Annotated in this window: 1 protein-coding gene; it reads left to right on the top strand. The window is 52.2% G+C overall.

All coding sequences use genetic code 11. From position 1 onward, the window contains the following. Positions 1–41 precede the first annotated feature (41 nt). Positions 42–249, top strand: a 208-nt coding sequence (locus tag Q4563_RS21560; protein WP_303605980.1) for a hypothetical protein, incomplete at its 3' end; no start/stop codon positions are given.

Raw genomic sequence — 249 nt, 5'->3', positions numbered from 1 at the left:
CGCTGGCACAGCCTCTAAACCCCTTATTGTCCTCGGTGCGTATGCAAGCCACAGCAAAAAAAGACTCAAAACCCGCTCAAACCCCGATGATGACGCAATACTTGCGAATCAAATCCGAGTTCCCGGACACCATGCTGTTTTATCGCATGGGAGACTTCTACGAACTGTTTTTTGATGACGCAAAAAAAGCAGCGCAACTGCTGGATATCACCCTCACCGCCCGTGGCCAGAGCGGCGGCAAGCCGATAC

The organism is Gilvimarinus sp. 1_MG-2023 (assembly GCF_030548285.1).
Note: the sequence above shows the minus strand (reverse complement) of the source record. Positions and strands in the feature narration are given on the sequence as shown.